This window comes from Novosphingobium hassiacum (assembly GCF_014196055.1).
In the GTDB taxonomy this organism is placed as follows: domain Bacteria; phylum Pseudomonadota; class Alphaproteobacteria; order Sphingomonadales; family Sphingomonadaceae; genus Novosphingobium; species Novosphingobium hassiacum.
Genome location: NZ_JACICY010000003.1, coordinates 1 through 21,945, shown reverse-complemented (window position 1 = coordinate 21,945; position 21,945 = coordinate 1). Strand labels below are relative to the sequence as shown.

Here is a 21,945-nt window from a genome sequence, read left to right as displayed (position 1 = left end):
GGCCACGTCAGAAAGGGCAGGGATTTTCAAGAGGGAACGGGATGAACGGAACGCGCGCACCGCTGGTGCCGGATCGCGCCGGGGCGCTGGCGGCGCTTGGGATTGGACTGGCGGTGGTGGTCATCCTGCTTGGCATGGACCGCCCGCCGATCTGCGCCTGCGGCACGATCCGCCTGTGGCAGGGCGTGGTGGAGTCGGCCGAGAACAGCCAGCAGATTTCGGACTGGTACAGCTTCAGCCATGTGATTCACGGCTTTCTGTTTTACGGCGCGGCGCACCTGATCTGGCGGCGCTGGGGCTTGGCTGCACTTTCGCCGAAGTGGGCGCTGATGCTGGCGGTGCTGGTCGAGGGATCGTGGGAGATTTTGGAGAATTCGCCGATCATCATCGAGCGATATCGCGCGGTGACGGTATCGTTCGGGTATTCGGGCGACAGTGTGTTGAATTCGGCGGCGGACATGGGGTTCATGACGCTGGGATTTCTTGTGGCCGCGCGGTTGGCTGCGCTGGTGACGGTTGTGGTGGCGCTGGCGTTCGAGGCGTTCACGCTGTTCATGATCCGCGACAATCTGACGCTCAACGTGCTGATGTTGGCGTGGCCTGTGGAGGCCGTGCGCGAATGGCAGGCTAGCGCCTGATCGCGCGTCCGGCGCGGGCGGACCGCTTCTTGAGCCAGATCACGATGCCGGTGACCGAGAGCATCGTGACCGCAAGGCCGAGCACGCTGACGAACATGCGATAGGGCAGGCCGAAGACCTGCGCGGTGTGGAGCGCGGAGAGCCAGTTCGTGAAAGTGTTCGCACCGTTGACGCCGCTTGGCATCTCGACGCCGCGCAAGGCTCCGGTGTTGCTGTCGAAAGCAACGCGGGTGCCGCCGCCGTGGTGGCCGATGTCCGCGCCGGTGGTGAAGCCGTAAACGTAGATGCCGCTGGCGGGAACGTGCCAGATCCAGCGCTCGCCCTCATCCAGAACGGCCAGACCCTGCTTGCCGGCTTCGATCCGGGCGAGTTCGTGGCCGCGCTCGGTGGCCTGGCGGAAGTTCAGGGCGGGGGCATTGCGGGGGGTGGGCAGCGCGTTGTCGAACAGGATCATGCGCGAGTCCTCGGCACCCAGCGCTTTCATCACCGGGACGTAGACTTGCGGCATGTTGAACGACACGCTCGACCACGCGAAGACGAGCAGCAGCGGCCAGAGCCACAGGCCGCCCGCGCGGTGCAGGTCGAAGTTCAGTTTGTACGGAGCGGCCTTCCAGCGCACGCGCCAGCTTGGCCGCCAGCGTTCAAGCAGAGGTGCGCGCGGGGTCTTGGGCGCGCGGGGCGGGAGGGTTAGATAGAAGCCGACGAAGCAGTCGACGGTCCACACTAGCGCGGCGATGCCGAACATGAGCGTGCCGACGGTACCGAGTGCGAGGCTGTAATGCAGGCGGTAGAGGAACGGCATCAGGTTCTTGACGCCCTGATCGATCGCGCCCCATTCGCGGCGGCCCTGTTCCTTGCCGGTGACCGGGTTGAGGAACAGGTCGTCCCAATCGGGTACGCCCGGACCGTGTTCACGTTCGAGGCCGGTTTTGGGATCGAGCCAGTGAAGGTGGAGGCGGAGCGCCTTGCCGGGTTCGACTGTGAGGGGGAGGAAGTCGACCGCTGCACCCGGGTAGCGGGAAATGACCTGTTCTCGCACGGCGAGCGGGTCGGGTGTGCCGGTCCAGCTGGCGTTGTGGAGGTGCGGCGCGGTCGCAGCTTCGAGTTCCTCGATCCATGGGAGGAGCGACCCGGTCAGCCCTGCGATGCCCAGGAACAGGGCCAACGACAGGCCAGCCCAGCGGTGCGCGACGACCCAGAATGCGCGGGCGGGAAGTGAGCGCGCGCGTGGGGCGGTGAGGGGGGCGGACCGGCTTGCCATCAGAACGTCATCCGCAGCGAGCCGGTGACATTGCGCGGCGGGGCGATCAGCGCCTGGTCCCAGTAAAGGCTGGTGAGGTGCTTGTGGTTGGTCACGTTGGCGACGTTGAGGTTGAAGGTGACGTTTTCGTTAAGCTGGTAGCCTGCCTGCAGTTGCAGCGTTGCGTAGTCGCCCTGCCGGATCGTGCCGAGTGCGTTCGTGAGGTAAACGTCGTCCTGCCAGCGCATGGCCGCGCCGAGCTGCAGCTTGGCAACCGGCTCCCAGCGGACCAGCAAATTGGCCGTCGTGCGCGGGACATACGTGCGCACGGGTGCGTCGTTCGCGCCTTCGAGCGAGAGGTGGGTGACCCCGCCCTGTACAGTGAGGCCGGGCGCTATGCGTCCGCCGACCTCTGCCTCGATGCCCTGACTGCGGACGTCGATGCCGGTGTAGAGCGTCTGGCCGAGGGTGACGTCGTAGCCTGCGGCCTCGGCGATGTTGGCCTGTTTGGCGTGGAACAGCGCGACAGAGCCGAACAGGGCCTTGTCGGCGGTCTCGCCCTTGATCCCGGCTTCGTAGCTGGTGCCCTTGGCCGATCCGATCGGGCGCAGGTTTGTGCCGATCTCCTTCTGCGGGTTGAAGATGGCGGTGTAGCTGGCATAGAGATTGACGCCGGGCACGATGGCGAAAGTCGCGCCGACGAACGGGCTCACGGCGCTTTCGTTGCGCGCGGCGCTGACGCCGAAGGTGGTGCCGCGGGTCTGCACATCGACGTAGTTGGCGCCGACGATCAGGCTCAGCCGGTCCGAAAGGTCAAGATCGGCCGCGCCGCGCACGCGCCACTGCTTGTCGGTGAAGTTCGCGCTTTCGTAGGGTGTGCCGAATGCGGGGAAGGGGACTTCGGTGCCGTCCCATCCGCTCTGCAGCGGCGGTAGTGCGCCCCACGCGGGATCGGTCAGCGGCACGGGCGAGGTAAGGTAGTTGAACCTTGCCGAAGTGCGCTGCACGCCAAGGTTGAGCTTGTGGGTGCGCCCGAACAGGCTGAACGCGCCTTGCAGGCTGTTGTCCCAAATCCATCCGCGCGCCTTTGAATCATACCCGCCCGGATTTCCGAACAGGCCGAGGCCCGTGTCGGCATCGGGGGTGCCGTAGACGTAGAACAGGCGCGAGGGTTCGTCGGTGATGCGGCGGGTGAGGTGGGTGCGCGCGGTCCATCCCGGCGCGAACGTCCACGAAACTTCACCGTATGCGGTCTGGTCGGTCTTGTTCCAGTAAGTCCAGTCCTGCGTGGTCGAGGTAGAGAAGTCCCAGTCGAGCTGGTTACCCTCGCTGTCGAGCAGCGGCAGTGCACCCCACATCACTCCGCGCGCCTTGCTCTGCTGGCGGGTGTAGCCGAGCGAAACGCGAACGGTGTCGGTGATGTGGCCGTCCAGAACGCCTTGAACGGCGGTGCGGTTCGAGCGATAGTCGCGCAAGTACGAGTCGCTCGATTGCGCTGCACCGACAATGCGGACTGTCCACGAGCCGTCAGCGGTCAGCGGCGTGTCGAGATCGAATTCGCCGCGCACTTTGTTCCACGATCCGGCGGTCAGTTCGCCCGAGATGCGCTGTGCACCGGTGGGGTGGCGGCGGCGATAGTTGATCGTGCCCGATGGATTGCCGGTGCCTGACAGCAAGCCGTTGGCACCGCGCACGACTTCGATCGAGTCCCACGTCACGGTGTCGAGCGAGCCGATCGCCGGACCCCAGACATTGGGGATCTGGATGCCGTCGACCATGGAATCGACGATGTCGAAGCCCCGCGCGTTATAATAGGTGCGGTCGGTTTCGACTTCCTCGACATTGACGCCGGTCACGTAGCGCAGGACATCATTGACTTCGTCGAACGCGAAATCATCCAGCACGTCGCGCGAAATCACGGTGACCGACTGCGGTGTATCGACAATCGCGATGGGAAGACCGGTCGCGCCGCTGGGGAGCTCGACGGCCGCCCGGCCCAGCACGGTGATGCGATTGGCAGTGTCCACCGTTTCCTCGGCCGGCTCGTTTGCGCGGGCCGGAGTGCTGGCCAGGACCATCGCGGCGAGAGAGACGGCAGAAAGGAAAGTTTGGCGATATGACACGTGCAGGCTCCCGCTGTTGGCAGCCACCGGTTAGTGCGAATGGTTCGCAAGAGTCAATCGCTAGTAATAATCATTCGCATTAAATAATCGTAAGCGGGTTTCAGATGGCCGGTTGCCGCCGCGCGCCACTGCGCCTAAAAGGCGTCGCATACCCCGGGGAGCCTGTGCTGGCTGAGAGGGGCAGGTCACGCTGCCCGACCCGTCGAACCTGAACCCGTTAGCACGGGCGGAGGGAGGGCCGGACCACACCGCGCTCGCCTTCCGTTCCAGTACGAAGGATGCGCGAATGGCCGACATCAACAGCAAGCTCGAAATCGGTGTGACGACCGGACCGATCCGGGGAAGCCGCAAGATCCACGTCGAAAGCCTGCGCTTTCCCGACGTGAAGGTAGCGATGCGCGAGATATCGTTGGAGCCGTCATCGGGCGAGATGCCGGTGCGGGTCTACGATACGTCGGGGCCGTTCACCGACACGAATGTCGTAATCGATATTGCCGCCGGTCTGCCCAAGCTGCGCCGTGACTGGATCATGGGCCGGGGCGATGTCGAGGAGTACGATGCGCGTGAGGTAAAGCCCGAGGACAATGGGCTGAAGGGGCCGGATCGTTCCGCCGGGGTTCCTGCCTTCCCGAGCGTGATCAAGCGCCCGCTGCGTGCCAAGGACGGGGCTAACGTCAGCCAGATGTACTACGCCCGCCGCGGCATCATCACGCCCGAGATGGAATACGTCGCCATCCGCGAAAACCTGGGCCGCAAGCAGGCCAAGGAAGCGTTGATCCGCGACGGGCAGGATTGGGGCGCTTCGATCCCCGACTACGTGACGCCCGAGTTCGTGCGCGATGAAGTGGCGCGTGGCCGGGCGATCATTCCCAACAATATCAATCATCCCGAGAGCGAACCGATGGCGATCGGGCGCAATTTCCTGGTAAAGATCAACGCAAACATCGGCAATTCGGCGGTGGCATCGGACGTTGCCAACGAAGTCGACAAGATGGTGTGGTCGATCCGCTGGGGCGCGGACACGGTCATGGACCTGTCGACCGGACGCAACATCCACGACACGCGCGAATGGATCATCCGCAACAGCCCGGTGCCGATCGGCACCGTGCCGATCTATCAGGCGCTGGAAAAGGTCGGCGGCGTGGCCGAGGACCTGACGTGGGAAGTGTTCCGCGATACGCTGATCGAACAGGCCGAGCAGGGCGTGGACTATTTCACGATCCACGCGGGCGTGCGTCTGCCGTACATCCCGCTCGCCGCCAAGCGCATGACCGGCATCGTCAGCCGGGGTGGTTCGATCATGGCGAAGTGGTGCCTGGCGCATCACAAGGAATCGTTCCTCTACGATCATTTCGACGACATCACCGAGATCATGAAGGCCTATGACGTGGCCTATTCGCTCGGCGATGGCCTGCGCCCCGGCTCGATCTACGATGCCAACGACGAGGCGCAGTTCGCCGAGTTGTATACGCTGGGCGAGCTGACCAAGCGCGCATGGGCGCAGGACGTTCAGGTGATGATCGAGGGCCCCGGCCACGTGCCGATGCACAAGATCAAGGAAAACATGACCAAACAGCTCGAAGCGTGCGGCGAAGCGCCGTTCTATACGCTCGGACCGTTGGTGACCGACATCGCGCCGGGCTACGACCACATCACCAGCGGCATCGGCGCGGCGCAGATCGGTTGGTACGGCACGGCCATGCTTTGCTACGTCACGCCCAAGGAGCATCTCGGCCTGCCTGATCGCGACGACGTGAAGGTTGGCGTGATCACTTACAAGCTGGCCGCCCACGCTGCTGACCTTGCCAAGGGCCACCCGGCTGCGCAGGTCCGCGACGATGCGCTGAGCAAGGCGCGCTTCGAATTTCGCTGGCGCGACCAGTTCAACCTGTCGCTCGATCCCGAAACGGCCGAGCAGTACCACGACCAGACATTGCCCGCAGAAGGCGCCAAGACCGCGCATTTCTGCAGCATGTGCGGGCCGAAGTTCTGCTCGATGAAGATCAGCCAGGAAGTGCGCGAGTTTGCCGCCAAGCAGAACGCCGGGATCGAGACGTTCGTCGCGGCCGAGGGCGTCGTCAACGAAGCCGAGGCCGAAGCCGGCATGGCCGAAATGAGCCAGAAGTACCACGACGGTGGTCGCGAACTGTATATTGGCGCAGGCGACCGCGAACACGATTGATAATTCGCTCGCGCACCGGCGGCAAAGGCTGCCGGGGCGCGAGCGGGAACCTGCCGGGTTACAGATCATTCATCCGGCAAGGGGGGCACCGTCCACAGAGGAAGTGCCATGAACAAGGTTGTGCTGATTACCGCCGTCGCTGCTGCGGCCCTGACCGGGGCCTGCGCCTCGACCGGAGATCGCTACGGGTATCGCGATGGCTACCGCGATGGCGGCAACGAGTGGGGTTATTACGACCGCTCGACCTACGACCGCTATGGCCGCTACGATTACAACAATCCCGATCCGAGCTATGGTGGCTACTACGCCGAGCGCTATTATCGCGAGAACCCCCGCTATCGCGAGCGCCAGTTGTCTGACAGCGACCGCGTCTATCGTGGGCGGGACGATCGCTACTATTGCCGCCGTTCGGACGGCTCGACCGGCCTGATCGTCGGTGGGCTTGGTGGCGCTGCTGCGGGTGCCATCATCGCGCAGGGCGACAGCAAGCCGCTCGGTGCGATCATCGGTGCGATCGGTGGTGCGGCGGTTGGTGCCGCGGTGGACAGCGGCAACCGTGGCAACAACCGCAACGGTGTGCGCTGCCGCTAACTTCAGGATCTGACGCCCGCTCCCAGCCTGCAGGGCAGGCGAGGGGTGGGCGTTGGTTCGACCTCAGGTACGCTTCATGTTGTCCAGTCCGGCGACAACGCCGGTCTTCTGAGTGGGATTCGAAGCGTTGAGCTTTTTGGGCTTTTCGGCCTTGGGCTTGCGGATTTCCTTGCTCGATTTCTTCTGGCTCTTGGCCATAATCTTGTCTCCGGGGCGGTTGCCCGCGTCCGGGCTACGCGCATGGAGATGCGAAAGCGAGCGATTACCCACGGGCTGACCCACCTATGGAATAATTAGGATATTTACAGGTGCCATGCTAAAGCGCCGCTGCTGACGTTGAACTTTGCAACGGACTTCGGCAGAAAATCTCCACTTCCGCTTGACCCTTGGGCTTGGCTGATGCGGCTTTTGACGACGACTTCCTTTCGAATGACGATCCGACGCACGGCCCGGTCGCGCTTTGTGCCCGGGCAACCATCGTTCTCGAAAGGAACTCACCATGCCAGTAGGCACCGTCAAATTCTTCAACACCGACAAGGGCTACGGCTTCATTCAGCCTGACAATGGCGGCACCGACAGCTTCGTGCACATCTCGGCCGTCCAGGCTGCCGGCATGGCCACGCTCGAGCGCGACCAGCGCCTGAGCTACGAAGTCGAAACCGGCCGCAACGGCAAGGCTTCGGCTGTCAATCTCGCTTCGGCCTGATTGCTAACCATTTCCGGCGGCAGGGCGTTTCGCTCGCCGCCGGGGATGACCCTATTTCCTCTTGATCAGGTCGGTGCGTCTGCCATGGCTGTGGCATGAATGCCTCTGCCGACATTGCGATCCGTCTGCGCCGCGCCGAATTCAATCGCGCGCTTGCCACGACCGATCTGGCCGCCATCGGCCCACTTTTGGCAATCGACGCTATTCTCGTTACCGGATCGGACAGCGCGATCATCGCCGGTCGCAAAGCGCAGCTGCTTGCCTGGAAGCGTGAATTCGCCGCTGCATCGCCCACGATCTATACGCGGACGCCCGAGAGCGTAATCGTGTCTGCGGTCGAACCCGTCGCCATGGAACACGGGCATTGGCAGGGCGTTACCGGCGATCTTCGAGTGAGCGGTACTTATTCGGCCAAGTGGCGGTTGATCGGTGCGCAATGGGTTATCGTGGCCGAGATCTTCGTCACACTCGCGTGACCCTAACCGATTGACGGGCTTGACGGGATGTTTGCAGTCTCCGCCTCGACCGGGGCGGGGGATTCCGTCATTTCAATGGGTTGCTCCACAGCCTCGTCGTCCTCTTCGGTTATCTGGGGGTCAGGGGAACTGGTTCCTACGTCATCATAATCGGGCTCCTGGTAACCAGGCGCAGCGTCCTCCAGCTGATATTGCAGGTCGGCGGTGCGCAGCAGTGGCCGATGAGGTGTGAAGTTGTAGGGATCGGATGCCGCGCCCGGCTGGGTCTCGTAAGTGATGGCGACGATCTCGGGATAGGCCTCGGCCGCGATCGGCTTTGATGGGCGGGGCAAGGTCCCACTCGGGTCGGTCGGCACGGCCTGCGCGATCACTGCGCCGCACAGCACGCCTCCCATGACGATAGCGAGGGCCGGTCGTGTCATGCGCATAACGGGTTCCTGCGTTCGCTCCCGAACACAGATAGAATGCCGGAGATGTCGGCGGGTTCCACAACGAGCAAGGGCGCCCCTGTGCGGAGCGCCCTTGCTTCTATCGGTTGAGCGTCACGCTGACGCGGTTCACAGGTCTTGCATTTGCGTTGAGTCTGCGCGCGGCAAACTCGCGGGGAAATCCTGTGTTGCTACGCTTTCAATCGGTGAGCGTGGCAGCCTTGCTGGTGATTGGCTTGATGTCCTTGACGTTGAACGAAACCGGGCGACCGTTGAAGCGACCTGTGACCGTGCGCTTGTTGACGCGCAGTTCGAAAGGCACCTTGCCCGCATAGGCTGAGCCCTTGAGAACCTTTACTTCGCCGTCCTGTTCGGCGGTGTAGTCGTACTTTACGCCTTGGTAAGTAAAGGCGCCCGCATCAGGCTCCGCCGCGTTGGCAACTGCCGGGACGGCGAGGAACAGCGCGGCGGCGGTGATCGCGAAAGACGAATTAAGCATGGCAATGTCTCCTGACAGATAAGGAAAGATCGCCTTCAGCACCCTTATCTTGTTGCATTGCAGCATATCGCCGTTGCGCACCGCGGCAATTGTGTTTCAGGGCCACCCGGGTGTGCAAATTGCAACTGTGGCATTATCGCTTGTTTTTGAAAGCCTTGCGCAGCCTTTGCCCTTGGAAGACCTGACACGCATACGAATGTTGGGTGGGCGTAGCCTAGCGTTTGCGGACGAATTCTGCCCGCAGGACGAGCCCCTTGATCCCGGGGTACTTGCAGTCGATCTCCTGAGCATCGCCGGTCAGGCGAATGGATTTGATCAGCGTGCCCTGTTTGAGCGTCTGACCGGCGCCCTTGACTTCGAGATCCTTGATCAGGGTTACCTGATCGCCGTCAGCGAGGAGATTGCCGACTGCATCACGGACTTCGACGGTGCTGGCAGATGCCTGCTTGGCAGCGAGTTCGGAGGCGGGCATCCATTCGCCACTGTCTTCGTCGTATACGTAATCTTCGTCTGCGGCCATGATCGGTCCCCTCCTGTTCTTGCGCGGCATTTGCAGGTCAGGGCCGCGAAAGCCAGCGTTTTCGCCAGTTCAGCCGATGGCGTCGGCGATCAGCTTTGCGCCCAGGACGACCATCAGGACGTAGATGATCGTGTAGAAGCGTTCGGGCTTCAACACCCGGAGCAGCCGGACCGAGAGCAAGGTCGCTGCGATGGCAAGCGGGACCAGCAAGGCAGCAGCGACCACGACATCGTGCGTGAAAGCGCCGAGCATGACGTAGCTAGGCACTTTGATCAGGTTGATAGCGGCGAACAGGATCGAGTTGGTTCCGGCGTAAGTGAGGTGCGGAAGGCGGCGCGGAGTGACCCACATCTGGAACGGCGGACCACCGGCGTGTGCGACCTGGCTGGTGAACCCGGTCAATGCGCCAAACAGCGTCCCGACCCATCCGGGCGAGGTCGATGCGGCCACGACGCGGCTACCGCGTTCGAGCCACAGGCGGTAGCTGCCGAACGCCAGCGTGATGCCGCCGAGGACGCCCATCAAGGCCATTTCGTCGATGCTGGCGGCGATCGCCCAACCGAGCCCGACGCCGACGACCGCGCCCGGAAGCATCCAGGCAACGATCCATTTGTCCCACGCATGTCGGAAGGACCAGACGCTGACGGCGTCCTGAACGATCAGGATCGGCAGCAGGATCGCCGCAGCGGTCGACGGGGGCAGGACCAGCGCGGCAACCGGCGTGCCGAGCGCGCCAAGACCCGAGAAGCCGCCCTTGGCCATCCCGACAAGGATGACGGCGATGATGCAGGCGATGAGCGTGACAGGATCGGCGAGAAGCACGAGGTCAGCGAGGCCTCGCCCGGAACGGCCAATCAGTCACGCCGCCGACCCACAGGGCAAGCCATACGACCAGAGGTTGCGCGAACATGCGTGGGACGTGGTAGCCAAGCCCCAGTCCATGATCGGGCTTGGCCATATCGAGGATGAAGTGGTTGATGTTGGCCGGGAACACACAGATTGCATAGAGCGCAAGACCGATCGCGGCAGCCCGGCGGAGCGGAAGCGAAAAACCCTGGACAAGACCGATTGCGCCCAGCAACTCGGCGATGCCGGTCAGCATAACCACGTCGTCCGGAAAAGGCACCCAGCCCGGCATGATCGTCAGAAACGGGGCCGGGTTCGCCACGTGGATCACGCCGGCAATGAAGTAGAATCCGGCGAGGATGAACCTCAGGACGTTGCGTATCATGTGCCTGGCGACCATTCTGGAGGAGCAAGGGTAAACCCGTTGAAATCGAAGCCCGGTGCGACCACGCAGGTGACGAGCGTATAGCCATGCTCACCCGATTGCGGCTCGGCGGCCTGCCATTGGCCTTTCGGCACTACCGCCTGCAGTTCATGACCGGCGCGGCTGCTCAACGACAAACTTGTCGGAGCGGTTTCTCCCGTCGGAGCGATGCGAAGTGTCAACGGGTCCCCGTCCTGCCAGATCCAGATCTCGTCGGCATCGACGCTGTGCCAATGGGAGCGCTCGCCATCGGCAAGAAGGAACAGGATCGCCGTGCTTGTCGGGCGCTCTCCATCGATCGCTGGCGCTCGCCAGGTTTCGCGAAACCAGCCGCCTTCGGGGTGAGGGGTGAGGTCTAGGGTTTCGATGAGCGTTCTGGCCGATGGCATTCGCGACGATTGCCGCCGCGCAAGGGTTAGTCAATCACCAGAGCGCGGCCATCAACTGCACGTTTGACGCAGAGACGTTTTGCCAACCGAACTTGGCGATCGCGTCGTTGCTTTCTCGGGCAGAGCGCCCCTCGGCCAGCGACCACGTGATGTGCCAAGTTTTGCCGTCCGGTCGAATGGTGGACCCTTCGATCACCACTACCAAAGCCTCGACGCCCGATCCATCGTCGGTTCGGCCGATGATCGTGGCAACGTGAACTTCGGCGGGAAGCTGGGTTCCCGAGATCGAGAGCGTGACGTGGTCTGCGACGACGCGTTCATAGCGGGGAGGGTGGGCGGCGAGCAGAGCTTCGCGGCATTCGCCGGTCAATTTCCAGCCTGTGGTCATCGCCGCCCAGATATCACGTTATTGCGGGGTGGTCATCGCCCCTGTCACCCAGATGATCGTCAATGCGACGATCGCCAGAAACAGGCTGATGGCAAGCACCCAGCGTACGACGTTAAGTCCTTCGCCGCCGCGCGCCTCGTCAGTGGTAATATGCGTTTCTTCGCCCTGGTGTTCCATGTCGGCCTCCTTCGGTAGATACCGTGCTTGCCGACTCTACGCGCGGGAACCCGGCCTGTTCCGGGATTGTACCAAAGCGAGTGGGGTCAATCGCGCAGAAGTTCGTTGATCCCGGTCTTGCTGCGGGTCTGCGCATCGACCGTTTTTACGATCACGGCGCAGTAGAGCGACGGTCCCGGGGTTCCGTCGGGCAGCGGCTTGCCCGGCATCGCGCCCGGGACGACGACCGCGTAAGGTGGAACCTTGCCGATGTGGATTTCGCCGGTCGCGCGATCGACGATCTTGGTCGACGCGCCGAGATAGACACCCATCGACAGCACCGCGCCTTCTCCGACGATCACGCCTTCGGCCACTTCCGAACGCGCGCCGATGAATGCACCGTCCTCGATGACAACGGGGCCAGCCTGCAACGGTTCAAGCACGCCGCCGATGCCTGCGCCGCCCGAAATGTGCACGTTTTTACCGATCTGTGCGCACGAACCGACGGTGGCCCAGGTATCGACCATCGTGCCTTCATCGACGAAGGCGCCGATGTTGACGAAGCTGGGCATCAGGACAACGCCCTTGCCGATGTGCGCACCCTTGCGCGCGACCGCGCCGGGAACGACGCGGAAACCGGCGTCGCGGAAGCGGTTTTCGCCCCAACCGGCAAACTTCGAGGGGACCTTGTCGTATGCCGGAGCGCCACCCGAGCCGTGCTCGATCACCGCATTGTCATTGAGGCGGAACGAGAGCAGCACGGCCTTCTTGAGCCACTGGTTGACCTGCCACTGGCCGTCGACCTTCTCGGCCGCGCGCGCCTTGCCGCTGTCGAGCAGTTCGAGCGCAGCCTCGACCACTTCGCGCACATCCGCGCTCGCGGGCGTCACGTTGGCGCGATCTTCCCAAGCGGCATTGATGGCGGCTTCGAGCTGGGCGGTCATGGCATGTCTCCATCGGGATCGTGTCTTGCGCCCGGGTGGGCCTGCAACAAAATTGCGCGCCGCCTAGCCCAGAGTGGCGTTATCGGCAAGGGTGTCGAGCCACTGCGCGATGTCGTCGATCACAAGGTCGATGGCGGCATCGTCCTTGGCACGGTCGCCCCATTCGGTGGCGAGATCGAGCCAAACGGTCTGCATGCCGAGCGCCTTGGCCGGAGCCAGGTTGCGCGCCATGTCTTCGACGAAGACGGCGGTTTCGGGGCGGATGTCGAGTGCTTCGATCATCCCGCTGTAAGCCGATGGCTCAGGCTTGGGTCGGTAGTTCATCGCGTGGATGTCCCACATCCCATCGAAGCTGTCCGACAGGTCGAGCGCCTGCAGCACGCGGCCCGCATAGGCATCGTCGCCGTTGGTGAAGACCAGTTTGCGCCCGGGTAGCGCAGCAAGCTTGGGCGCCAGCCGTGGCGCGGCGGCGAGTGGCGTCATGTCGATATCATGGACGAAGCCGAGGAATTCGTGCGGGTCGATCGCGTGGTAGTGCATCAGGCCCGAAAGCGTGGTGCCGTGATCGTGGAAGTACAGTTTCTGGACGCGCCGCGCCTCGATGGAATCGCAGCCCAAGAGGTTCTCGATGAACTCACCCATGCGGATGTCGATCTGGTCGAACAGCCGGGTCGACGGCGGGTAGAGCGTGTTATCGAGATCGAAGATCCAGCAGTCCACGCGCGTGGCATCGAAAGGCATCAGCAATATCCGTCCGTGCTGTGTCAAAGGGCATTTACCCGCAAGCAGTTATCAGCGACCCTGTCACCATGGGAATATCAGTGGGGCGCGTATTTCGGGGGCGGATGAGGCAAGGACAGGGCATGCGCAAGTTGGGACTGACGAGCTTGCCGGTGTTGGCTGCTATGCTGGCATTGTCGGGATGTGGCGGCGGGGGCGGCGTGGCCAGTACACCTGCGCCCGTGCCTGCGCCCACTCCGGCTCCGACCCCAACCCCAACACCAGTTCCTACGCCTACGCCGACGCCCACCGCGACGAACTTCAATACGTCTGAGTATCGCAGGTCCGACGGGCCAGCGTTTCACGGCGCCATCACGGCGTGGGACGCGGGTGCCAGTGGGCAGGGAACCACAATCGCGATCGTCGATTCGGGGATAGACACAACGAACCCCGAGTTTTCCGGGCGTATTGCCGGGTCCTCGACCGACGTCGGCGGCACGCGCGGACTGATTAATGGCGACGACGATCACGGGACGCAGGTTGCGTTGGTTGCTGCTGCGGCGCGCAACAATACCGGGGTCATGGGCATTGCGTGGAGCGCGACGATCCAGATGTTGCGTGCCGATACGCCGGGGTCATGCCTTGACGCGGACGGATGCACGTTTTCGGACGAGAACATCACCGCCGGGATCGATTCCGCGATTCGCGCCGGCGCGCGCGTCGTCAACCTTTCGCTTGGCGGCGATGCGGCCAATGCAACGTTGCGCGCGGCAGTCGGGAGGGCTGCGGCGGCTGGCCTTGTCGTGGTTGTGTCAGCAGGCAACGATGGGGACAGCACCGAGGCTGGCGTCGATCCCAGCAATCCGGACCCGTTCGCAGCCTCCGTCTTGCAGGCGGGCGGCGCGAACGTCCTGATCGTGGGTTCCGTGGACGAGTTCGGCGTTGTCTCCAATTTCAGCAACCGGCCCGGTACATCGGCTTCGTCGACGCTGATGGCGCTGGGGCAGCAGATCTGCTGTGTCTACGAAAACGGCGTGATCAAGACCGAGACCACAACCGAAGGGACATTCGTGCGGGTGGTCAGCGGCACAAGCTTTTCCGCGCCGCAGGTGTCCGGCGCGGCCGCCTTGCTGGCGCAGGCATTCCCAAACCTGACTGCCAAGCAGATCGTCAGCCTACTTCTGTCGTCGGCACGCGATGCCGGGGCGAGCGGCACCGATGCGACCTATGGGCGCGGCATCCTCGATATTGCCAGGGCGTTCTCGCCGCAGGGATCGACCGGGCTGGCGGGGACGTCGGTGGCGGTTTCGCTGGGCAGCCTTGCCGGGATGACAAGCGCCGCGATGGGGGATGCGATCTCCGGTGCGTCTCTGCCGACAGTCATGCTCGACGGCTACGCGCGGGCCTACCGGCTCGATCTGGCGCAAGGGTTGCGCGCTGGGCAGGCGCGACAGCCGTTGATCGAGGCGCTGGGTTCGCCTGCGCGCTCGATCGCGCTTGATGCCGATGGTGCGACGCTGGCGTTTTCGGTCGATCGGCGGTTCGGTGCAGCGCCGCTGCGGCTTGCGTCGGGTGACCGCGATCGCGCCAAAGTGCTGGCGTCCAGCCTCGTTACGCGTCTTGGCGACAAGTTTGACGTGGCGCTCGGCTGGAACGTTGCGGGGCAGGGACTGACGAGCCAGTTACAGAGGCGGCACGAGCCTGTGTTCTTGATCGCAGGTGTCGGCAGTGGCCTTGCCGAGCGTTCGCAGACGGGCCTTGCGGTCCGCTACCGGATCGGCGGGGCCGGGCTGACCGTGAACGCGGAGCGGGCTGAGGTCTGGCGTCCCGAAGCGCTGCAAAACCGCCGCATCGATCGGTTGGTGCGGTTCGGAGTGGCCGTCGATGGCAGGCGCAGCGCAGGTTTGGACTGGCGGGTCGGCCTAGGGCTGATGCGCGAGGATCGCACTGTACTTGGCGCGCGTTTTGCCGAGGCACTGGGCGGCGGCGGAGCGACGACGGTAAGCTTTGCTCCCGGTGTCACGTGGCGTCCGGCGACGGGGTGGCAACTGGCAGCGTCGGGCAATCTGGGCATCACGCGGATCGATCGCGGTGCGATTACCGCCAACGGATCGAGACTGGTTTCCTCGTCATGGGCGGTGGATCTGGCGCGCGACGGGATGCTCGCGGCGGGTGACCGCCTGGCCTTGCGACTGTCGCAGCCATTGCGGGTAGAGAGCGGCGCCCTGCTGTTGAATTTGCCCGTGGGTTACGACTACGCGACCGGGCTCGCATCGTTCTCGCGCGTGCCGCTGTCGCTCGCGCCCAAGGGTCGGGAGATCGATGCCGAGCTGGCCTGGAGCTTGAGCGCGCTAGGCGGAAACGTGGCGACGAGCCTGTTTTGGCGGCGCAATCCGGGGCACTTTGCCGCCGTGTCCGACGATGGCGGCGCGGCGGTGCGGTGGTCTGCTGCGTTCTAGGTCTTGGGCGTGATGTGGCGCAGGCGGCCGCCTTTGCCATCTTCGAGGACATAGATCGTGCCATCGGGCGCTTGTCTGATCTCGCGGATACGGTTGCCAAGGTCGATGCGTTCGACCTCGCGCGCCTTGTTGCCTTCGATCGCGACGCGGACAAGGCCGCCCGAGCCGAGCCCTGCGATCAGGAACTGGCCCTGCCACTGCGGGAAAGCCTTGCCCGTGTAGAAGATCATGTCGCCCGGCGCGATGACGGGGTTCCAGCTGATCGCGGGCTGGGCGAGGTCGGGGCGGGTCTTGTTGCGCGGGATCGGCTTGCCGTCATAGTGATCGCCGTCCGAAACCAGCGGCCATCCATAGTTCTTGGCCGGCTCGACGAGGTTGATCTCGTCACCGCCCGCCGGGCCGTGTTCGAGATCCCACAGGCGACCATCGGGCGAGAACGCGAGGCCAAGCAGGTTGCGGTGGCCGTAGGACCAGATCTGTGGCGAGACGCCGCCCTTATCGGCAAAGGGATTGCCGGGAGCGGGCGTGCCATCTGGCATGAGCCGCAGCACCTTGCCGAGATTGACTGACAGGTCCTGTGCCGGGGTGAACTTCTGGCGCTCGCCCGAAGACACGAACAGGTACTTGCCTTCGGGTGAGAACGCCATGCGGTGAGAGTAATGGCCGCGGCCTGTGACCTTGGGGAATTGCTTCCAGATGATCTGCAGGCCTTCGAGGCGAGGCTTGTCACCGGTGATCAACTTGGCACGGGCGACGACTGCGCCGCGCGTATCGCCCGTGTCGGCTTCGGCCCAGCTGAGGTAAACCATGCCGCTGGTGGCGAAATCGGGCGCGGCAATGATATCGCCGAGGCCGCCCTGACCGCCGTAATCGACCTGTGGCACGCCAGCGACATCGACCGACACCGCACCGCCGGTCCGCCAGAGCTTGAGCTTGCCTTTGCGCTCGGTGATCAGCGCGGTGTCGGTACCGGGCAGGAACGCCATGGCCCAAGGCTCTTCGAACGTCGCGACATCGGCTATCGCCATTCCTGCCGCTGCCGGTTCGGTCGCGTCGGACCCCTGCGCTGAAATCGATGAGCCGCAGCTTGCGAGCAGGAGGGCGAGCGGCGATAACGCGCGCAGGATCGGATTCTTCATGAGCCCACAATGCCAGCGAGCGTAATTAGTGCCAGTTCCTTTTCGTCTGCCTGTGGATCGGGCGGGCTGATCGTGGGCGTGGACGAGGCAGGGCGCGGACCGCTGGCGGGGCCGGTTGTCGCTGCGGCGGTGGTGCTGTGCAAGCCGAGGCCGTCGGGGCTGGACGATTCCAAGAAGCTGACGTCGGCACGCCGTGCGGTACTTGAAGAGAAGATCAAGCGCCGGTGCCGCTGGGCCGTGGGCGTTGTCGGGCCGGAGGACATCGATCGCCTCAACATCTTCGGGGCGACGATGCTGGCGATGACGCTGGCAGTTGCCGCGCTGTGCGAGCAACTGGCGCACGACGAGGCCGTGGGCGAGGTGCTTGTCGATGGCAACCTGACGCCACACGGTCGGCGACCTGAGTGGTGCTGGCCTGCGCGACCGATCGTTGGCGGCGATGCGCTGGAGCCGTGCATTTCGGCAGCGTCGATCATTGCCAAGGAGCATCGTGACCGATTGATGCGCGAAGCAGCGCAGGCGCACCCGCATTACGGGTGGGAGCGCAATGCGGGGTATGGGACGCCTGAGCATCTGACTGCGTTGCGCACGCACGGCCCGACGGTGCTCCACCGCCGCAGCTTTGCCCCGGTCGCACAACTCGAGATGTTCTGACAAAAAAATTGGCGGTGAGTCCGCTAGGTTACACCACCACATGTTGAGTCCACAGCCGTCCACAAGGCACCACATGTCGATCCGGACTCGTTGTGTTCCGGTCGTCCGCCGGGTGCGACTCGCCGGAATCCCGCGAGTCGAGGCTTGACGGCGAGTCCGGAATGAATCACCAGAGCCTCATATCAAGGGGCGGGTTCAAAGCATGGCAGTTGTAGTCAAGGAACGGGCAAAGGCGCTGCGCGCAGCACCAGCGAAGGTTTTGAAGAGCGACATTGCTCTCCCGCTTAACCGCATCCTGCGCGGCGATTGCATCGCTGAAATGCGCAAGCTGCCCGATGCATCGATCGACATGATCTTTGCGGACCCACCGTATAATCTCCAGCTGGGCGGTGATCTGGCGCGGCCCGACGGCAGCCATGTCGATGCGGTGACCAACGACTGGGACAAGTTCTCCAGCTTTGCGGTCTATGACACATTCACCCGGGAATGGCTGAGCGAGGCGCGCCGGCTGCTCAAGCCCGATGGGTCTATCTGGGTGATCGGCAGCTATCACAACATCTTCCGCGTCGGCGCGATCCTGCAGGACCTGGGGTTCTGGATCCTCAACGACATCATCTGGCGCAAGGCCAATCCGATGCCCAACTTCAAGGGCACCCGCTTTACCAACGCGCACGAAACGCTGATCTGGGCGTCGAAGAGCGAGAAGTCGAAGTACACCTTCAACTATCGCGCGATGAAGACCCTGAACGACGAGTTGCAGATGCGTTCGGACTGGGTCCTGCCGATCTGCTCGGGGCCGGAACGCCTGCGCCGCAACGGCACGAAAGCCCACCCGACGCAAAAGCCCGAGGCGCTGCTCTATCGCGTGATGCTGGCCACGACCAACAAGGGCGATGTCGTGCTCGACCCGTTCTTTGGCACCGGCACGACCGGCGCGGTGGCCAAGCGCCTGGGTCGCAACTGGATCGGCTGCGAGCGCGAGGCGGACTACATTGATGTGGCCGAAGAGCGCATCGAGATGGCGCTGGAGCTCGACGAAAGCGCGCTGGTGACGATGCAGTCCAAGCGTTCCGCGCCCAAGGTCGCGTTCGGGGCGCTGGTCGAGAGCGGCTATCTCAAGCCCGGGATGTTCCTGACCGACAAGAAGGGCCGCAACAGCGCGGTCGTGCGCGCCGATGGTTCGTTACAGGCAGGGGCCGAGATCGGTTCGATCCACGGGCTCGGTGCAAGGTTGCAAGGCGCGCCGTCGTGCAATGGCTGGACCTATTGGCACGTCGAGCATCAGGGCGAGGTCAAGCCGATCGACGCGCTGCGGCAGTTGTATTTGCTGGCGGTCGAGGATTAAGCATCTGTCGTTGAGTGCATAAACGATACGCGCCCCCGCGAAGGCGGGGGCCTCAGGTCTTCAGGCGGAACCTTGCGTGTAATTGCCCGAGGTCCCGCCTTCGCGGGGACGCAGAGCATAATCGCCTGAGGTCCCCGCTTTCGCAGGGACGCACGATGACAACAAGAGTTTACATTCGCCCGATCGCGCTGGCCGATAGCCCGCAGGCCGAAGAGGGCGAGGCGATCCGGCTCGGCGGTGGGCTGACTTACGCTAGCGGGTTTGCACTGATCGTACGCGATGGCGGCGCGGTGGTGTCGCGCAGGCGGGTCGGTACTTCCGACATGATGACTGCAGTCGGGGAACTGCCCGACGCGCTGGGTATCGAAGCCAGCGTGCAATGGGACAACCTGCGGCGCGCCCACGCTCCGCTGATTTGCGGCACGCGCACGGTCCGCCTCGACCAACCGCAGATCATGGGTATTCTCAACGTCACACCCGACAGCTTTTCGGATGGTGGCGAGTTTCTCGACAAGCCCGACGCGGCGCTGGATCACGCGCACGCCATGCTGGCGGCGGGGGCGGGCATCATCGACGTCGGCGGGGAATCCACGCGGCCCGGTGCAGCGGCGGTGTGGGAGGGCGACGAGGTCAAGCGCGTCGTGCCGGTGATCGAACGCCTTGCCGCAAGCGGGGCCGCGATTTCGATCGACAGCCGGCGCTCGACTGTGATCGAGGCTGCGCTGGCCGCCGGGGCACATATCGTCAACGACGTTTCCGCTATGCGCCACGATCCCCGAACGGTCGAGATCGTCCGGCGATCGGGCGTGCCGGTGGTGCTGATGCACGCCCCCGGCGGTGATGGCGATCTTCATGCCGACGGCGAATATACCGATGTCGTGCTCGATGTGTTCGACTGGCTGCTGGAGCGGCGTGACGCGGCGCTGGCGGCAGGGATCGCGCGCGACAAGATCGTGCTCGATCCCGGCATCGGCTTTGGCAAGACGCTGGCCGAGAACCTGGCGTTGATCAACGCGCTTCCGCTGTTTCACGCGCTCGGTCAGCCACTGCTGTTCGGCGCGAGCCGCAAACGGCTGATTGGGGCGCTGTCGAACGAGGCACCGGCGCATCAGAGAACCGCGGGGTCGGTTATGCTGGCGTTGAAGGCGATGGATTCAGGCGCGCAGCTGCTGCGGGTGCACGACGTGGCCGAAACCGTGCAGGCGCTGCACGTGTGGCGTGGCTTGCGCGATGCGGCGCTGACGGATTTCAGCCAGCTCGTGTAATCAAGCGGCGTTGTCGATGCCCAGTTCGGACAGCTTGCGATACAGTGTCGAGCGGCCGATGCCGAGGCGGCGGGCGACTTCGGTCATGCGGCCGCGATAATGGCCGATGGCAAGTCGGATTACGTCGGCTTCGATATCTTCGAGCGGGCGCAGGTTGCCGTCGGGCGCGAACAGGGTGATCCCGGCGCCGTCGGTGACGCTGGGTACGCGGCGATTGCCCTCGCCGATCAGATTGGACAGGCTCGGGAAGTCCTGCGCGGTCAGTGCCTCGCCTTCGCAGAACACCGCGGCGCGAAACAGCGTGGTCTGGAGCTGGCGGACGTTGCCGGGCCAGTCGTAGGCTCCGAGGAGCGCGAGTGCGCCATCGGTGATGCCGAGCGCGCGAAGGCCGGGTTGTTCGCCGATGCGCGTGAGGAAATGGCGGGCGAGCGCGGGAATATCGGCGGGGCGTTGACGCAAGGCCGGAAGAAGGACTTGCGTTTGAGCAAGCAGTGCATGCAGATCGGCGCGGAAATCGCCGGTTTCGACCAGATCGCGGAACGCGGCGTTGGCACAGGCGATCAGGCGGACATCGACGCGGAAGGAATGGCGCGCGCCGATTGGCTGAACATCGCCGCGTTCGAGGAAGCGAGCCAGGCGCTCTTGCATCGCTTCTGGCAAGCGGTCGATCTCGTCGATGACCAAGGTTCCGCCATCTGCGTGCTGGAGCATGCCGATGTGGCGCTCGAACGCGCCGGGGAATGCGCCCTTTTCATGGCCGAACAGGACCGATTCGATCTGGTTGGCCGAGATGCTACCGATATTGACGGTGCGTAGTGGAGTCTTCGAACGCGGGCTTGCGGCGTGCATCGCGCGGACGAGCATTTCCTTGCCCGTACCGGTCTCGCCTTCGATCAATACCGTCGCGTGGGTTCGCGCGGCCTTGGCGGCGACGGCGAGGGCCGCGCGGAAGGCCGGGGCTGCGCCGATCATCGAATCGAAATCGAGCGTGGCACCGATCTTTTCGGTCAGCGGCTGCAATTCATCGACCGCGCATTCGACAGCAGTCGCGGTGCGCAGCGCCTGAAGAAGGCGCTCGGGCGCGACGGGCTTGATCAGATAGTCGGTGGCACCGGCACGCATGGCCTCTACTGCAAGCAGCGGCGAGCTGCTGGTGGTGAGCATCAGGATCGGCAGCGCGGGGCGACGCGCCTTGAGTTCGGCAATCAAGCTGCAGGCGTCGTCACCGGGCACCCATTGATCCAGAATGATTGCGCCAAGCTGCATACCCTGGCGCGTGCCAAGCGTGGCGATGGCGCTTTCCGAATCGCGGGCGATGATCGTGCGCCATCCTTCCCGCGATGCCAGCGCTGAAATAAGGCGGCATTGGGCAGGTTCGTCGTCTATCAACATCAGCAGGCGCTGTTCGGGCTCCATCATGACCTAGTCTTTTGACTCCCCAACACTTGCGACAGGAGCGGAGCATTAAAGCGATTGGGTAAAGACCCCATTAAGCGCATATGCATTGGTTCCGGCCTTGAGCAGGGGCCGTGTGGTCGCTAGAGCAAGCCAACCGCGCACGGGCGGCATTTAATTTTGGGGATGAAAATGGCTTCTGCAAACGACATGAAGGCCGCAAATGCGACCTATGAAGGTTTTGTGAACCTGGTGAAGTGGGCCACGCCAATCATTTGCGTGCTCGCTTTTGTTGTCGTCCTGGTGATCCAGTAACCGGATCGTGGCCGAGGCAATGAAGATCGCCGTCCTTCGGGAACGTGCGACAGGGGAGAGCCGAGTTTCGGCCACGCCGGAAACGGTCAAAAAGTTCATTGCC

General features: G+C 63.9%; 25 protein-coding genes and 1 riboswitch. Of the genes, 10 read left to right on the top strand and 15 right to left on the bottom strand.

What is annotated here, in order from left to right:
• The first annotated feature begins 41 nt into the window (after positions 1 to 41).
• Positions 42 to 638: a DUF2585 domain-containing protein gene (locus tag GGQ88_RS07365; RefSeq protein ID WP_183612515.1), complete on the top strand. Its 597-nt coding sequence runs from the start codon at positions 42 to 44 to the stop codon at positions 636 to 638.
• On the opposite strand, the gene GGQ88_RS07360 is transcribed toward GGQ88_RS07365, so the two are convergent.
• Positions 628 to 1,899 (bottom strand): PepSY-associated TM helix domain-containing protein, encoded by a 1,272-nt coding sequence (locus GGQ88_RS07360; protein ID WP_183612514.1) that lies wholly within the window; start codon positions 1,897 to 1,899, stop codon positions 628 to 630. The two genes, GGQ88_RS07365 and GGQ88_RS07360, sit on opposite strands and share 11 nt — an antisense overlap.
• Positions 1,899 to 4,001, bottom strand: coding sequence for a TonB-dependent siderophore receptor (locus GGQ88_RS07355; RefSeq protein ID WP_183612513.1), 2,103 nt, complete (start codon positions 3,999 to 4,001; stop codon positions 1,899 to 1,901). The genes GGQ88_RS07360 and GGQ88_RS07355 overlap by 1 nt, the downstream gene beginning before the upstream one ends.
• 144 nt (positions 4,002 to 4,145) lie before the next feature.
• Positions 4,146 to 4,253: riboswitch (TPP riboswitch) on the top strand.
• Positions 4,254 to 4,287: 34 nt separating this feature from the next.
• Between GGQ88_RS07355 and thiC the strand changes: the two genes are divergently transcribed.
• Positions 4,288 to 6,183, top strand: coding sequence for a phosphomethylpyrimidine synthase ThiC (thiC, locus tag GGQ88_RS07350; protein ID WP_183612512.1), 1,896 nt, complete (start codon positions 4,288 to 4,290; stop codon positions 6,181 to 6,183).
• A 108-nt stretch (positions 6,184 to 6,291) separates the two neighbouring features.
• Positions 6,292 to 6,774, top strand: a complete 483-nt coding sequence (locus GGQ88_RS07345; protein ID WP_183612511.1) for a hypothetical protein — start codon at positions 6,292 to 6,294, stop codon at positions 6,772 to 6,774.
• Positions 6,775 to 6,837: 63 nt separating this feature from the next.
• Here the strand turns inward: GGQ88_RS07345 and GGQ88_RS07340 are convergent, their stop codons facing one another.
• On the bottom strand, positions 6,838 to 7,056 hold the full coding sequence (locus tag GGQ88_RS07340; RefSeq protein ID WP_183612933.1) for a hypothetical protein: 219 nt from the start codon (positions 7,054 to 7,056) through the stop codon (positions 6,838 to 6,840).
• Between the two features lie 217 nt (positions 7,057 to 7,273).
• On the opposite strand from GGQ88_RS07340, the gene GGQ88_RS07335 reads away from it, so the two are divergent.
• Positions 7,274 to 7,480, top strand: coding sequence for a cold-shock protein (locus GGQ88_RS07335; protein WP_183612510.1), 207 nt, complete (start codon positions 7,274 to 7,276; stop codon positions 7,478 to 7,480).
• A gap of 95 nt (positions 7,481 to 7,575) precedes the next feature.
• Positions 7,576 to 7,956, top strand: coding sequence for a nuclear transport factor 2 family protein (locus tag GGQ88_RS07330; RefSeq protein ID WP_183612509.1), 381 nt, complete (start codon positions 7,576 to 7,578; stop codon positions 7,954 to 7,956).
• Positions 7,957 to 7,958: 2 nt separating this feature from the next.
• Here GGQ88_RS07330 and GGQ88_RS07325 read toward each other — a convergent pair whose 3' ends face one another.
• The 10 genes from GGQ88_RS07325 to GGQ88_RS07280 form a co-directional block, all read right to left on the bottom strand.
• Positions 7,959 to 8,378, bottom strand: coding sequence for a hypothetical protein (locus GGQ88_RS07325; protein WP_183612508.1), 420 nt, complete (start codon positions 8,376 to 8,378; stop codon positions 7,959 to 7,961).
• A 205-nt stretch (positions 8,379 to 8,583) separates the two neighbouring features.
• Positions 8,584 to 8,883, bottom strand: a complete 300-nt coding sequence (locus GGQ88_RS07320; protein ID WP_183612507.1) for a hypothetical protein — start codon at positions 8,881 to 8,883, stop codon at positions 8,584 to 8,586.
• A gap of 214 nt (positions 8,884 to 9,097) precedes the next feature.
• Positions 9,098 to 9,403 (bottom strand): alkylphosphonate utilization protein, encoded by a 306-nt coding sequence (locus GGQ88_RS07315; RefSeq protein ID WP_183612506.1) that lies wholly within the window; start codon positions 9,401 to 9,403, stop codon positions 9,098 to 9,100.
• Positions 9,404 to 9,472: 69 nt separating this feature from the next.
• Positions 9,473 to 10,225 (bottom strand): TSUP family transporter, encoded by a 753-nt coding sequence (locus GGQ88_RS07310; protein ID WP_183612505.1) that lies wholly within the window; start codon positions 10,223 to 10,225, stop codon positions 9,473 to 9,475.
• Positions 10,226 to 10,229: 4 nt separating this feature from the next.
• Positions 10,230 to 10,634: a DoxX family protein gene (locus GGQ88_RS07305; RefSeq protein ID WP_183612504.1), complete on the bottom strand. Its 405-nt coding sequence runs from the start codon at positions 10,632 to 10,634 to the stop codon at positions 10,230 to 10,232.
• The gene (locus GGQ88_RS07300; protein WP_183612503.1) at positions 10,631 to 11,062 is read right to left on the bottom strand and encodes a cupin domain-containing protein; all 432 of its coding nucleotides are present in this window, start codon (positions 11,060 to 11,062) and stop codon (positions 10,631 to 10,633) included. The genes GGQ88_RS07305 and GGQ88_RS07300 overlap by 4 nt, the downstream gene beginning before the upstream one ends.
• A 34-nt stretch (positions 11,063 to 11,096) precedes the next feature.
• Positions 11,097 to 11,450 carry a hypothetical protein gene (locus GGQ88_RS07295; RefSeq protein WP_183612502.1) on the bottom strand — a complete coding sequence of 118 codons (354 nt, stop codon included), beginning with the start codon at positions 11,448 to 11,450 and terminating at the stop codon, positions 11,097 to 11,099.
• An 18-nt stretch (positions 11,451 to 11,468) separates the two neighbouring features.
• Positions 11,469 to 11,627: a hypothetical protein gene (locus GGQ88_RS07290; protein ID WP_183612501.1), complete on the bottom strand. Its 159-nt coding sequence runs from the start codon at positions 11,625 to 11,627 to the stop codon at positions 11,469 to 11,471.
• An 86-nt stretch (positions 11,628 to 11,713) separates the two neighbouring features.
• On the bottom strand, positions 11,714 to 12,550 hold the full coding sequence (gene dapD / locus GGQ88_RS07285; protein ID WP_183612500.1) for a 2,3,4,5-tetrahydropyridine-2,6-dicarboxylate N-succinyltransferase: 837 nt from the start codon (positions 12,548 to 12,550) through the stop codon (positions 11,714 to 11,716).
• A 63-nt stretch (positions 12,551 to 12,613) separates the two neighbouring features.
• Positions 12,614 to 13,291, bottom strand: coding sequence for a pyrimidine 5'-nucleotidase (locus GGQ88_RS07280; protein WP_183612499.1), 678 nt, complete (start codon positions 13,289 to 13,291; stop codon positions 12,614 to 12,616).
• Between the two features lie 122 nt (positions 13,292 to 13,413).
• On the opposite strand from GGQ88_RS07280, the gene GGQ88_RS07275 reads away from it, so the two are divergent.
• Positions 13,414 to 15,729, top strand: coding sequence for a S8 family peptidase (locus GGQ88_RS07275; protein WP_183612498.1), 2,316 nt, complete (start codon positions 13,414 to 13,416; stop codon positions 15,727 to 15,729).
• Here the strand turns inward: GGQ88_RS07275 and GGQ88_RS07270 are convergent.
• Complete coding sequence (locus GGQ88_RS07270) at positions 15,726 to 16,868, bottom strand: PQQ-dependent sugar dehydrogenase (protein ID WP_183612497.1); 1,143 nt, start codon at positions 16,866 to 16,868, stop codon at positions 15,726 to 15,728. The genes GGQ88_RS07275 and GGQ88_RS07270 overlap by 4 nt on opposite strands.
• Positions 16,869 to 16,877: 9 nt before the next feature.
• Here GGQ88_RS07270 and GGQ88_RS07265 point away from each other — a divergent pair, with 9 nt between their 5' ends.
• The 3 genes from GGQ88_RS07265 to folP all read left to right on the top strand — a co-directional run bounded on the left by GGQ88_RS07265 (position 16,878) and on the right by folP (position 20,132).
• Entirely contained in the window at positions 16,878 to 17,522 is a 645-nt protein-coding gene (locus tag GGQ88_RS07265) for a ribonuclease HII (protein WP_183612496.1), read from the top strand.
• 202 nt (positions 17,523 to 17,724) lie between these two features.
• Positions 17,725 to 18,867: a site-specific DNA-methyltransferase gene (locus GGQ88_RS07260; RefSeq protein ID WP_281372419.1), complete on the top strand. Its 1,143-nt coding sequence runs from the start codon at positions 17,725 to 17,727 to the stop codon at positions 18,865 to 18,867.
• Between the two features lie 155 nt (positions 18,868 to 19,022).
• A complete protein-coding gene (folP, locus tag GGQ88_RS07255) occupies positions 19,023 to 20,132 on the top strand; it encodes a dihydropteroate synthase (protein ID WP_183612495.1) in 1,110 nt (369 codons plus the stop codon).
• On the opposite strand, the gene GGQ88_RS07250 is transcribed toward folP, so the two are convergent.
• A complete protein-coding gene (locus GGQ88_RS07250) occupies positions 20,133 to 21,551 on the bottom strand; it encodes a sigma-54-dependent transcriptional regulator (protein ID WP_183612494.1) in 1,419 nt (472 codons plus the stop codon). It abuts the gene before it with no gap.
• A gap of 162 nt (positions 21,552 to 21,713) precedes the next feature.
• Between GGQ88_RS07250 and GGQ88_RS21530 the strand changes: the two genes are divergently transcribed.
• Complete coding sequence (locus tag GGQ88_RS21530; protein ID WP_183612493.1) at positions 21,714 to 21,842, top strand: aa3-type cytochrome c oxidase subunit IV; 129 nt, start codon at positions 21,714 to 21,716, stop codon at positions 21,840 to 21,842.
• The last annotated feature ends 103 nt before the right edge of the window (positions 21,843 to 21,945 follow it).

What these genes read in the sequence shown, in the direction of transcription:
- GGQ88_RS07280 (WP_183612499.1), bottom strand. Translation starts at nt 13,291, where the DNA reads ATGCCTTTCGATGCCACGCGCGTGGACTGCTGGATCTTCGATCTCGAT.
- dapD (WP_183612500.1), bottom strand. Translation starts at nt 12,550, where the DNA reads ATGACCGCCCAGCTCGAAGCCGCCATCAATGCCGCTTGGGAAGATCGC.
- GGQ88_RS07345 (WP_183612511.1), top strand. Translation starts at nt 6,292, where the DNA reads ATGAACAAGGTTGTGCTGATTACCGCCGTCGCTGCTGCGGCCCTGACC.
- GGQ88_RS07260 (WP_281372419.1), top strand. Translation starts at nt 17,725, where the DNA reads ATGGCAGTTGTAGTCAAGGAACGGGCAAAGGCGCTGCGCGCAGCACCA.
- GGQ88_RS07270 (WP_183612497.1), bottom strand. Translation starts at nt 16,868, where the DNA reads ATGAAGAATCCGATCCTGCGCGCGTTATCGCCGCTCGCCCTCCTGCTC.
- folP (WP_183612495.1), top strand. Translation starts at nt 19,023, where the DNA reads ATGACAACAAGAGTTTACATTCGCCCGATCGCGCTGGCCGATAGCCCG.
- GGQ88_RS07305 (WP_183612504.1), bottom strand. Translation starts at nt 10,634, where the DNA reads ATGATACGCAACGTCCTGAGGTTCATCCTCGCCGGATTCTACTTCATT.
- GGQ88_RS07275 (WP_183612498.1), top strand. Translation starts at nt 13,414, where the DNA reads ATGCGCAAGTTGGGACTGACGAGCTTGCCGGTGTTGGCTGCTATGCTG.
- GGQ88_RS07290 (WP_183612501.1), bottom strand. Translation starts at nt 11,627, where the DNA reads ATGGAACACCAGGGCGAAGAAACGCATATTACCACTGACGAGGCGCGC.
- GGQ88_RS07295 (WP_183612502.1), bottom strand. Translation starts at nt 11,450, where the DNA reads ATGACCACAGGCTGGAAATTGACCGGCGAATGCCGCGAAGCTCTGCTC.
- GGQ88_RS07365 (WP_183612515.1), top strand. Translation starts at nt 42, where the DNA reads ATGAACGGAACGCGCGCACCGCTGGTGCCGGATCGCGCCGGGGCGCTG.
- GGQ88_RS07250 (WP_183612494.1), bottom strand. Translation starts at nt 21,551, where the DNA reads ATGATGGAGCCCGAACAGCGCCTGCTGATGTTGATAGACGACGAACCT.
- GGQ88_RS07330 (WP_183612509.1), top strand. Translation starts at nt 7,576, where the DNA reads ATGAATGCCTCTGCCGACATTGCGATCCGTCTGCGCCGCGCCGAATTC.
- GGQ88_RS07315 (WP_183612506.1), bottom strand. Translation starts at nt 9,403, where the DNA reads ATGGCCGCAGACGAAGATTACGTATACGACGAAGACAGTGGCGAATGG.
- GGQ88_RS07320 (WP_183612507.1), bottom strand. Translation starts at nt 8,883, where the DNA reads ATGCTTAATTCGTCTTTCGCGATCACCGCCGCCGCGCTGTTCCTCGCC.
- GGQ88_RS07325 (WP_183612508.1), bottom strand. Translation starts at nt 8,378, where the DNA reads ATGACACGACCGGCCCTCGCTATCGTCATGGGAGGCGTGCTGTGCGGC.
- thiC (WP_183612512.1), top strand. Translation starts at nt 4,288, where the DNA reads ATGGCCGACATCAACAGCAAGCTCGAAATCGGTGTGACGACCGGACCG.
- GGQ88_RS07300 (WP_183612503.1), bottom strand. Translation starts at nt 11,062, where the DNA reads ATGCCATCGGCCAGAACGCTCATCGAAACCCTAGACCTCACCCCTCAC.
- GGQ88_RS07265 (WP_183612496.1), top strand. Translation starts at nt 16,878, where the DNA reads ATGCCAGCGAGCGTAATTAGTGCCAGTTCCTTTTCGTCTGCCTGTGGA.
- GGQ88_RS07335 (WP_183612510.1), top strand. Translation starts at nt 7,274, where the DNA reads ATGCCAGTAGGCACCGTCAAATTCTTCAACACCGACAAGGGCTACGGC.
- GGQ88_RS21530 (WP_183612493.1), top strand. Translation starts at nt 21,714, where the DNA reads ATGAAAATGGCTTCTGCAAACGACATGAAGGCCGCAAATGCGACCTAT.
- GGQ88_RS07360 (WP_183612514.1), bottom strand. Translation starts at nt 1,899, where the DNA reads ATGGCAAGCCGGTCCGCCCCCCTCACCGCCCCACGCGCGCGCTCACTT.